The sequence below is a fragment of the Ferrovibrio sp. MS7 genome, assembly GCF_038404985.1.
Classification (GTDB): domain Bacteria; phylum Pseudomonadota; class Alphaproteobacteria; order Ferrovibrionales; family Ferrovibrionaceae; genus Ferrovibrio; species Ferrovibrio plantarum.
Genome location: NZ_JBBKBA010000001.1, coordinates 1,194,247 through 1,206,114, shown reverse-complemented (window position 1 = coordinate 1,206,114; position 11,868 = coordinate 1,194,247). Strand labels below are relative to the sequence as shown.

General features: G+C 64.9%; 1 protein-coding gene. It reads right to left on the bottom strand.

What is annotated here, in order from left to right:
* Positions 1–184: 184 nt before the first annotated feature.
* Positions 185–11,866: a beta strand repeat-containing protein gene (locus V6B08_RS05780; protein ID WP_341978776.1), complete on the bottom strand. Its 11,682-nt coding sequence runs from the start codon at positions 11,864–11,866 to the stop codon at positions 185–187.
* Between the last annotated feature and the right edge of the window lie 2 nt (positions 11,867–11,868).

Here is an 11,868-nt window from a genome sequence, read left to right as displayed (position 1 = left end):
AACGCCGAGGTTGTGCAGGGAGTATTCCGGTTCGATCTTACCCAACCGTTACCACGGCGCCGAATGCGGCGAAATGCAACACCGGCGCCGGCTTTCCGCCAGCCCTGGCCCTGGAAAGCAAACGGGGCGGCCCGATGGGCCGCCCCGCTGATACTGAACCGGTCTGGACCAGGAACCCGGGCGGTTACACCGCCTGGAACTTGGTGAAGTCGTAGGTCCAAGGCGTGGTCGAGTTCGTGGTGATGGTGCCGATGAGCACCGCACCGCTGCTGAAATCGCCATCCGCCTTGTAGTACAGCTCGCCGGTATCGGACTGGTAGGCGAAGCCGGCCTGGGACAGGTTGGTACCGCCCAGGGCCGTGGCATCGGCCACCGCCTTGATGTTGACGTTGTTGCTGAGCGAGGAGACCGCCGCGAAAGCATCGGTACCGAAGGTGCCGCCTGCGATATCGAGGCCGATCTTGTCGCTGGCCGACATGTCACGGACGAAGGTGGTGGCACCACCGGACGCCGCGAAGACGAAGGTATCGTTACCTGCGCCGCCGGTGACCGTGTTGTTGCCCGCACCGCCGATGATCGTATCGGCCGAGGAACCGCCGATAACCTCGTCGTCGCCGCCATTGCCGAACACCATGGTCGCCTGGGTGCCGGTGATGGTGATGACATCCATGTCGGAGCCACCGTTCACGGTCTCGATATTCGCCACGGTGGCAATATTCACCGTGTCGTCGAGGTTCAGCGTGTCGGTGCCCGCACCCAGGTCATAGACACCGTTGTTCACCGCGCCATCGATGGTCACCGTGTCAGCGCCGCTGCCGCCGGTAATGCTCTCGATATTGGTGGTGGTCAGGGTGTTGGTGCCCGAGAACAGGATCAGCTTGTCGCCACCCGCGCCGAGGTCGATGTTGAGGCCGCTCACCGCATTGCCGAGCGTGACAGTGTCAGCGCCGGTGCCGCCGGTGATGGTCTCGACATTGGTGATCACCAGTGAGTTGGTGCCGCCCAGCAGGGTGACACTGTCGTTGCCGGCGCCGCCGTCGATCGAGCCCTTGGTGATGCCGCCGCTGACCGTGATGTCGTCAGCCTGGTTGCCGCCGATGACAGTTTCGATGCCAGAGACAGTCAGGTTGTTGGCGAGATCGGCCAGGATCAGCTTGTCGTTGCCGAGGCTGAGGTTGATCGACGAGACGGTGGTGGTCAGGGTCACCGTGTCGTTGTTGGTGCCGCCCACGATGGTTTCGACATTGGTGATGGTGACATTGTTGACGCCGTTGAACAGCGTAACCTTGTCGTTGCCGTCGCCGAGATCGATCGTCGTGTTGGTCGCCGCCGCCGCGAAGGTGACGGTGTCGTTGCCGGTACCACCGATGATGGTCTCGATGCCGTTCACCGCCACGCTGTTGGTCGCATCGGCCAGCACCAGCTTATCGTTGCCGGAGCCGAGGGCGATGCTGCCGCCGGTGATGCCGGCCGTCAGCGTAATGATGTCTGCACCGGTGCCGCCGGTGATGGTCTCGACATTGGCCACCGACAGCGAGTTCGCACCGTTGGCCAGCGTCAGCTTGTCACTGCCGGTGCCGAGGTCGATGGTCATGCCGGCCACGGTGGCGCCCAGCGTGATGGTGTCGGCGCCAGTACCGCCGGTCAGCGTTTCAACATTGCTGACCGTGATGCTGTTGGTGCCGTTGGCAAGCGTCAGGCTGTCGCCCGTACCGGCACCGAGGTCGAACTTGCCCGAGGCCAGCGCACCGCTGAGGGTGATGACATCGTCGCCAGTGCCGCCATTGACGGTTTCGACGTTGGTCAGGGTCAGGGTGTTGCCGTCGTTCGACAGGTTGAGCGTGTCAACGCCGGCACCCAGGTCGATCGAGGCATTCGAGGCGAGCGAGGCACCCAGCGTCACGATGTCCGCGCCGGTGCCACCCAGGATGGTCTCGACGTTGGTCAGCGTGATGTTGTTGGCGCCATTGGCCAGCGTCACCTTGTCGTTGCCGTCGCCGAGGTCGGCGGAAGCACCGGTGATGAATGCGCCGTAGACGATGATGTCGTCGCCGGTGCCGCCGATGATGCTCTCCACCGCCGTCGCCGTCACCGTGTTGCCACCATCCAGCAGCACCAGCTTGTCGCTGCCGGTACCGAGGTTGATCTGCAGCGTATTGGTGGTGCCCGAGAGGTGAACCTCGTCGGCACCGGTACCGCCGGTGATGGTTTCGATGTTGGCCACCGACAGCACGTTGGTGCCGTTGGCGAGCGTCAGCTTATCGTTGCCGGCGCCCAGGTCGATGGTGGTCGAGGAGTCAACCGTGGTGAGCAGCGTGATGCTGTCGTTGCCGGTGTTGCCGGTCACGGTCTCGATATTGGAGACCGTGACGTTGTTGGTGCCAGCGGCCAGGGTCAGGCTGTCGCTGCCTGCGCCCAGGTCGATGCGGCCATTGGTCAGAGCCAGGCTGAGGGTCAGCAGGTCGGCACCCGTGCCGCCGATGACGGTCTCGACATTGCTCACCGCCAGCTCGTTGCCGCCATTGGCAAGCGTCAGCTTATCGGCGCCAGCGCCCAGATCGATGGTGGTGGAGCTGTCAGCCGTGGCCGACAGGGTGATGTTGTCAGCACCCGTGCCGCCCTGGACGGTTTCGACGTTGGCCACCGTGACGGTGCCACCGGCCGAGGACATCACCAGCTTGTCGCTGCCGTCGCCCAGGTCGATGGTGCCATTGGTGATCAGGGCGCCGTAGGTCACCGTGTCGTTGCCGGTACCGCCAGTGACGGTCTCGGTGTTGGAGACGGTGATGCTGTTGGTGCCATCGGCGAGCTGCAGGCTGTCGTTGCCGGTACCCAGGTTCACGATGACGTTGGTCGCCGCGTTGCCCATGGTGATGGCATCGGCGCCGGTGCCGCCAACGATGCTTTCGACGTTGGTCAGGGTCAGGGTGTTGCCGCCCGTCGCCAGCGTCACGGTATCGGTGCCGTCACCGAGATCGACCACCGCCGAGCTATCGAGCGAAGCCGAGAAGGTGACGTTATCGTTGCCGGTGCCGCCGGTGAGGGTTTCGATGCCCGCCGCCGTGATGGTGTTGTTGCCATTGGCCAGGGCCAGGCTGTCGCTGCCCGCACCCAGATCCACGGTCACGCCGTTCACGGTGGTGGCCAGGGTGACCAGGTCGTCACCCGAACCGCCGACCACGATTTCGACGTTGGTCAGGTTGGCGGTGTTGCCGCCATCGGCCAGCGTCAGCTTGTCCTTGCCGGCGCCGAGGTCGATCGAGGTCGAGCTGTCGATGGTGGTGCCGAGCGTGATGGTATCCACGCCGGTGCCGCCGATCAGGGTCTCAACGTTGCTGACCGTGATGGTGGTGTTGGCGTTGGCAAGCGTCAGCTTGTCGGCGCCATCGCCGAGGTCGATGGTGCCGGTGGTCTGGCCCGCACCCAGGGTGACGGTGTCAGCGCCGGTGCCGCCGATCAGGGTTTCAACGCTGGTCGCGGTGAGGCTGTTGGTGCCATCGGCCAGGGTCAGGCTGTCGCTGCCCACACCCAGGTCGAACTTGGCGCCGGTGACCGCCTCGGAGAGCACCACGGTATCGTTGTTGGTGCCACCGACGACGTTCTCGACGTTGGTGATGGTGAAGTTGTTCTGGCCGTTGAACAGCACCAAGGTGTCGACGCCATCGCCGAGGTCGATCAGCGAAGTGGCCGGCAGGGTGCTGGTCAGGGTCACGGTGTCGTTGCCGGTACCGCCGATCACGGTCTCAGCATTGGCAACCGTCAGGCTGTTGGTGCCATTGGCCAGGCGCAGGATGTCGCTGCCGGCACCCAGGTTGACTGTGGCGCCAGTCACGGCCGCGCCCAGGGTGACGTCGTCGTCGCCGGTACCGCCGGTGATGACTTCGACATTGGTCAGGATGGCGGTGTTGCCACCGTCAGCCAGGTTGACCACGTCCTTGCCACCGCCGAGGTCGATCGAAGCGCTGCTGTCCAGGGTGGTCAGCAGGGTGATGGCGTCGGCGCCGGTGTTGCCGATCAGGGTTTCGACGTTCGACACCGTCAGGGTGTTGTTGCCCGAAGACAGGGTCAGCTTGTCGCTGCCATCGCCGAGGTCGTAATGGCCGTTGCTGATATTGAGGCTCAGCGTCACGGTGTCGGCATCGGCGCCGCCGGTCAGGGTTTCGACGTTGTTGACCGTCAGGGTGTTGGCACCAGCCGACAGGGTCAGGCTGTCATTGCCCGCACCGAGGCTGACGGAACCCGCGGCGACATTGGTACCGAAGGTGATGACGTCGGCACCCGTACCGCCGATCACGGTCTCGACATTGGTCAGCGTACCGGTATTGCCGCCCGCCGCGAGGGTCAGGCTGTCATTGCCGGCGTCGAGATCGATCGTGTGGTTGGTGGTCAGCGCGCCGCCCAGGGTCACCGTATCGGCACCCGACGAACCCGCCAGGGTTTCGACGTTGGTCACCGTCCAGGTCAGGGCCGCCGTGCCGAGCGTCAGCTTGTCGTTGCCATCGCCAAGGTCGACCTTGGTGGCGCTGTTGCTGATCGCGGTGACATCGTCGTCGCCGGTACCGCCGGTGATGACTTCGGCCTGGCTGATGACCGCAGTGTTGCCGCCGTCAGCCAGCTTCAGGGTGTCGTAGCCAGCACCCATGCTGATCGAGGTCGAGCTGTCGACCGTGGTCTCCAGGGTGATGTTGTCGACACCAGTGCCGCCGATCAGGGTTTCGACGTTGCTCACCGAGATCACGTTGCCAGCGCCGCCAAGGGTCAGGCTGTCGGTGCCATCGCCGAGGTCGATCTTGCCCTGGGTCAGGGAGACGGTGAGGGTCACCGCATCGGCATCGGTGCCGCCGGTGATGGTTTCGACGTTGCTTACCGTGACCGTGTTGCCACCAGCCGCCAGGGTCAGGCTGTCAGCGCCCGCACCCAGGTTGATGGTCGCGCCAGCGGTGTTGGTGCCCAGCGTGATGCTGTCAGCAGCGGTGCCGCCAACAATGCTCTCGACATTGGTCAGCGTGCCGGTGTTGGCAACATTGGCCAGGTTCACGGTGTCGCTGCCGTCGCCGAGATCGATCGACGAGTTGGTGGTCAGCGCACTGCCGAGCGTGATGACGTCGTTGTTGCCGCCGCCAACGATGGTCTCGACATTGCTGACGGTGGCGGAATTGCCGCCGGCCGCCAGGGTGAGCTTGTCGTTGCCGCCGAGCAGGTCGACGGTGGCACCCGCGACATTGGTGGAGAAGGAGACATCATCGTCACCCGAACCACCGATCACGGTTTCAATGTTGGTCAGCAGGGCGGTGTTGCCGCCATCGGCCAGGGTCAGCTTGTCCTTGCCGGCGCCGAGGTCGATCGAGGAGCTCGAGTCGATGGTGCTGCCAAGGGTGATCGTGTCGTTCTGGTTGCCACCGGTCAGGGTCTCGACGTTGGTGACAGTCAGCGTGTTGTTGGCGTTGAACAGCGACAGCTTGTCAGCGCCATCGCTGAGGTCGATGGTGCCCGAGGTCTGGCCCGCACCCAGCGTCACGACATCAGCGTCGGCACCGCCGGTGATGGTCTCGACATTGGTCGCGGTCAGTTCGTTGCCGCCATCGGCGAGCTGCAGGCTGTCATTGCCGGCACCGAGCTGGAACAGCACGCCCGAGACCGTCTGGCCGAGGGTGATCTGATCGTCGCCCGAACCGCCGATCACGGTTTCGACGTTGGTGATCGAGAAGTTGTTGCCGCCAGCCGCCAGGGTCAGGGTGTCGGCGCCGTCGCCGAGGTCGATCAGGCCGTTGGTCGGCAGGGTCGAGCCCAGGGTAACGGTATCCGCACCGGTGCCGCCCATCACGCTTTCAACGTTGGTGACGGTGACCGAGTTGGTGCCATTGGCCAGCGTCAGCTTGTCGCTGCCGCCATGCAGGTCGATCGAGCCGCCGGTGATGGCCGCCGAGAAGGTGACATCGTCATCGCCGGTGCCGCCGACCACGCTCTCGATATTGGCCAGGACGGCGGTGTTGCCACCATCGGCCAGGGTCAGCTTGTCCTTGCCGGCGCCAAGATCGATCGAGGAGCTCGAGTCGATGGTGGTGCCGAGGGTGATGGTGTCGTTGCCGGTGCCGCCGGTCAGGGTCTCGACGTTCGAGATCGTGGCCGAGTTGACCGCATTGGCGAGCGCCAGGCTGTCGCTGCCATCCTTGAGGTCGATGGAAGCGTTGGTGACGCCGGCGCCCAGGGTGACCACATCGGCATCGGCACCGCCGGTGACGGTCTCGACATTGGTCGCGGTCAGCGTGTTGCCGCCATCGGCAAGCGTCAGCTTGTCGCTGCCGGCGCCGAGGTTGATGACGCCATTGGTGACCGTGCTGCCGAGCGTGACGTCGTCAGCGCCGGTGCCGCCGGTGACGCTTTCGACGTTGGTCAGCGTGCCGGTGTTGCCGCCATTCGCCAGGGTGATGGCGTCATTGCCGTCACCCAGATCAACGGAGGAATTCGTGGTCAGCGCAGCGCCGAGGGTGATGGTATCCGCACCGGTGCCGCCAACCAGGGTCTCGACATTGGTGACGGTGACCGAGTTGGTGCCATTGGCCAGCGTCAGCTTGTCGTTGCCGCCATCCAGATCCACCGAACCGCCGGTCAGGGCAGTGGAGAGCGTGACATCGTCATCGCCCGAACCGCCAACCACGCTTTCGATGTTGGTCAGCACAGCGGTATTGCCGCCAGCCGCCAGGGTGATCTTGTCCTTGCCGTCGCCGAGGTCGATCGACGCCGAGCTGTCCACCGTGGTGGTCAGCGTGATGGTGTCGTTGCCGGTGCCGCCGGTCAGGGTCTCGACGTTGCCGACATTCAGGGTGTTGATGCCGTTGGCCAGCACCAGCTTGTCGCTGCCGGCATCCAGGTCGAAGGTGCCCGAGGTCTGGGCTGCGCCCAGGGTCACGGTGTCATCGCCCGAGCCGCCGGTGACAGTCTCAACGTTGGTCGCGGTCAGGCTGTTGCCGCCGTCAGCCAGAGTCAGGCTGTCATTGCCGCCGCCGAGCTGGAACAGCACGCCGGTCACGGTCTCGGACAGGGTGATCTGATCGTCGCCCGAACCGCCGATCACGGTTTCGACGTTGGTGATGGTGAAGTTGTTGCCGCCAGCCGCCAGGGTCAGGGTGTCGGCGCCATCGCCGAGGTCGATCAGGCCGTTGGTCGGCAGGGTCGAACCCAGAGTGACGGTATCCGCACCGGTACCGCCCATCACGCTTTCAACGTTGGTGACGGTGACAGTATTGCCGCCATCGGCCAGCGTCAGCTTGTCGCTGCCGCCATCCAGGTCGATCGAGCCACCCGAAACCGTGGTGGAGAAGGTGACATCGTCATCGCCAGAGCCGCCGACCACGCTTTCGACGTTCGCCAGCACAGCGGTATTGCCGCCAGCCGCCAGGGTCAGCTTGTCCTTGCCGGCGCCGAGATCGATCGAGGAGCTCGAGTCGATGGTGGTACCAAGCGTGATGGTGTCGTTGTTGCTGCCGCCGGTCAGGGTCTCGACGTTCGAGATCGTGGCCGAGTTGACCGCATTGGCGAGCGCCAGGCTGTCGCTGCCATCCTTGAGGTCGATGGAAGCGCCGGTAACGCCGGCGCCCAGGGTGACCACATCGGCATCGGCGCCGCCGGTGATGGTTTCAACGTTGGTGGCAGTCAGCGTGTTGCCGCCATCGGCGAGCGTCAGCTTGTCGCTGCCGGCGCCGAGGTTGATGACGCCATTGGTGACCGTGCTGCCGAGGGTGATGTCGTCAGCGCCAGTACCGCCGGTGACGCTCTCGACGTTGGTCAGCGTGCCGGTGTTGCCGCCGTTCGCCAGGATCAGGGTGTCGGCGCCGTCGCCCAGGTCGATCGACGAGTTGCTGTCGATGGTCGACTGCAGGGTGATGGTGTCGGCACCAGTGCCACCGACGATGCTCTCGGCATTGGCGACGCTGATGGAGTTGGTGCCATCGGCGAGGGTCAGCTTGTCGCTGCCGCCAGCCAGGTCGACCGTGCCGCCGGTCAGGGCGGTGGAGAGCGTGACGTCATCGGCGCCGGAGCCACCGATGATCGACTCGATGTTGGTCAGCACAGCGGTATTGCCGCCAGCCGCCAGGGTGATCTTGTCCTTGCCATCGCCGAGATCGATCACCGCCGATGAGTCGATGGTGGTGGTCAGGGTGATGTTGTCGGTCAGCGTACCGCCGGTCAGGGTTTCGACGTTGCCAACGTTCAGGGTGTTGGCGCCATTGAACAGCACCAGCTTGTCGGTGCCGTCCTTCAGATCGAAGGTGCCCGAGGACTGCGCCGCACCCAACGTCACGGTATCGGCATCGGCACCGCCGGTGACGGTCTCGACATTGGTCGCGGTCAGCTCGTTGCCGCCATCGGCCAGAGTCAGGCTGTCATTGCCGCCGCCGAGCTGGAACAGCACGCCGGTCACAGTCTGCGACAGGGTGAGCTGATCGTCACCCGAACCGCCAATCACGGTTTCGACGTTGGTGATCGAGAAGTTGTTGCCGCCAGCCGCCAGGTAGAGGGTGTCGGCGCCATCGCCGAGATCGACCAGGCCGTTGGTCGGCAGGGTCGAACCCAGGGTGACGGTATCCGCACCGGTGCCACCGGTGACGCTCTCGACATTGGTGACGGTGAGGGTATTGCCGCCATCGGCCAGGGTCAGGCTGTCGCTGCCGCCATGCAGGTCGACCGAACCGCCCGAAACCGTGGTGGAGAGGGTGACATCGTCATCGCCGCTGCCACCGACCACGCTTTCCACGTTCGCCAGCACAGCGGTATTGCCGCCATCGGCCAGGGTCAGCTTGTCCTTGCCAGCGCCGAGATCAATCGAAGCCGAGCTGTCGATCGTGGTGCCGAGCGTGATGGTGTCGTTGTTGCTGCCGCCGGTCAGGGTCTCGACATTCGAGATCGTGGCCGAGTTGACCGCATTGGCGAGCGCCAGGCTGTCGCTGCCATCCTTGAGGTCGATCTGCGCACCGGTGACGCCGGCACCCAGGGTGACCACATCGGCATCGGCGCCGCCGGTCAGGGTTTCAACGTTGCTCACGGTGGCGGTATTGCCGCCATCGGCGAGCGTCAGCTTGTCGCTGCCGGCACCGAGGTTGATCGCGCCATTGGTGACCGTGCTGCCGAGGGTGATGTCGTCAGCGCCAGTGCCGCCGGTAACGGTTTCAACGTTGGTCAGCGTGCCGGTGTTGGCACCATTGGCCAGGATAATGGTGTCGTTGCCGTCGCCCAGGTCGATCGAGGCGTTCGAGTCGATGGTGGTGCCGAGCGTGACAACGTCAGCGCCGGTGCCGCCGACGACGCTCTCGACATTGGTCGCGGTCAGGCTGTTGCCGCCATCGGCCAGAGTCAGCTTGTCGCTGCCGCCGGCGAGGTCGACCGTGCCACCCGAAACCGTGGTGGAGAGGGTAACGTCATCGGCGCCAGAGCCACCGATCACGCTTTCCACATTGGCCAGCACGGCGGTGTTGCCGCCGGCCGCGAGCGTGATCTTGTCCTTGCCATCGCCGAGATCAATCGCCGCCGAAGAGTCGATGGTGGTGGTCAGGGTGATGTTGTCGGTACCAGTGCCGCCGGTCAGGGTCTCGACATTGGCGATATTCAGGGTGTTGGTGCCGTTGGCCAGCACCAGCTTGTCGCTGCCATCATCGAGATCGATGGTGCCCGAGGACTGCGCCGCGCCCAGCGTAATGATGTCGGCGTCAGCGCCGCCATTGATGGTCTCGGCGCCCGACACGGTGGCGGTGTTGCCGCCATCAGCCAGAGTCAGGGTGTCGTTGCCAGTGCCGAGGCTGATGGAGCCGGCCGAAACGGTGGAACCCAGGGTAACGGTGTCAGCGCCGCTGCCGCCAGTGACGGTTTCAGCGTTGGTGACGGTAAGGCTGTTGGTGCCGTTGGCGAGCGTCAGGCTGTTATTGCCGGCCGCGAGGTCGACGGAAGCGCCCGCCACGGTGGCGCCGAGGGTGACGACATCGTTGCCGGTGCCGCCGGTCAGGGTCTCGACGTTGGAAACGGTGAGGGTGTTGCCGCCATCGGCGAGCGTCAGCTTGTCGCTGCCCGCCGCGAGGTCGACGACGCCGCTGGTGATGGTGGTGGACAGGGTGACATCGTCAGCACCCGAGCCGCCGATCACGGTCTCGATGTTGGTCAGCACGGCGGTGTTACCGCCATCGGCCAGGGTGATCTTGTCCTTGCCGTCGCCGAGGTCGATCGAAGCCGAGCTGTCGATCGTGGTGGCGAGCGTGATGGTGTCGTTGTTGGTGCCGCCGATCAGGGTCTCGACATTGGAGACACTGGCCGAATTGACGGCATTGGCGAGAGTGACCTTGTCGCTGCCACCGGCCAGGTCGATGGTGGCATTGGTGACGCCAGCGCCATAGGTGACAACGTCATCACCCGAACCGCCGAGCACGGTTTCGACATTGGTCGCGGTCAGGTCGTTGCCGCCATCAGCGAGCTGCAGCTTGTCGGCGCCTGCGCCGAGCTGGAACAGCACACCGGTCACGGTCTGCGACATGGTGAGGTCATCGGCATTGGAACCGCCGATCACCGTCTCGACATTGGTGATGGTGAGGTGGTTCGGGCCGTTGAACAGATTCAGGGTATCGGCGCCATCGCCGAGATCCACCGAAGCGGTGGACGGCAGGGTCGAACCCAGAGTGACGACGTCGGAGCCGGTGCCGCCGATGATGCTCTCGACGTTGGAAACCGTCAGGCTGTTGCCGCCATCGGCCAGAGTCAGGGTGTCATTGCCGGCACGCAGATCGACATTGCCGCCGGAGATCGTGCCGGTCAGGGTCACTTCATCGGCGCCAGAGCCGCCGATGATCGACTCGATGTTGGCCAGGTTGGCGGTGTTGCCGCCATCGGCCAGGGTCAGCTTGTCCTTGCCGTCGCCGAGATCGATCGAGGAGCTCGAGTCGATGGTGCTGCCAAGGGTGATGGTGTCAGCGCCGGTGTTGCCGGTCAGGGTCTCGACATTGGTGACCGTCGCGGTGTTCGAGCCGGTCGCCAGGGCCAGGCTGTCAGAGCCATCGCCCAGATCAATGTTGCCGCCGGCAATCGCGGCGCCGAGCGTCACGACATCGGCATCGGTGCCGCCGGTGATGGTCTCGACATTGGTAGCGGTCAGCGTGTTGCCGCCATCGGCGAGGGTCAGGCTGTCGTTGCCGGCGCCGAGGTTGATGACGCCGTTGGTGACGGTGGTCTCAAGCGTGATGGTGTCGGCGCCGGCGGCGCCGGTGATGGTCTCGACATTGGAGATCGAGGCGCTGTTGGTGCCGTTGAACAGGGTGACGCTGTCGTTGCCATCGCCCAGGTCGATCTGCATGCCAGTGGCGGCAGCGCCGAGCGTGATGACGTCGGCGCCGGTGCCGCCGATGATGGTTTCAACGCCGCTGGCCGTGGCCGAGTTGCCGCCGTCAGCGAAGGTGAGCTGGTCGTTACCGGTGCCAAGCAGGAAGCTGCCGCCGGAAACCGTGGTGGAGAGGCCGATGACATCGGCGCCGGTGCCGCCGACCACGCTTTCAACGTTGGCGACCGTCAGGCTGTAGCCGCTGTTGCCCAGCGTCAGCTTGTCCTTGCCATCGCCGAGGTCGATCGAGGCCGAGCTGTCGAGCGTGCCGCTGATCGTCACCGTGTCCGCAGCGGAGCCACCGATGAGGGTCTCGACGTTGCTGACGGTGAGGGAGTTTGCGGCGTTGCCAAGGGTGAGGCTGTCGTTGCCGTCCCCGAGGTTGACGGAGGCGTTGGTCAGACCGCCGGTAACGACGATCGTGTCCGTGCCGGTGCCCGTCGTGAGGGTGCCGAAGCCACTGAGGGTGGCGGAATTGTCGGAATTGCCAAGGGTAATGCTATCAGCCATGA

What these genes read in the sequence shown, in the direction of transcription:
- V6B08_RS05780 (WP_341978776.1), bottom strand. Translation starts at nt 11,866, where the DNA reads ATGGCTGATAGCATTACCCTTGGCAATTCCGACAATTCCGCCACCCTC.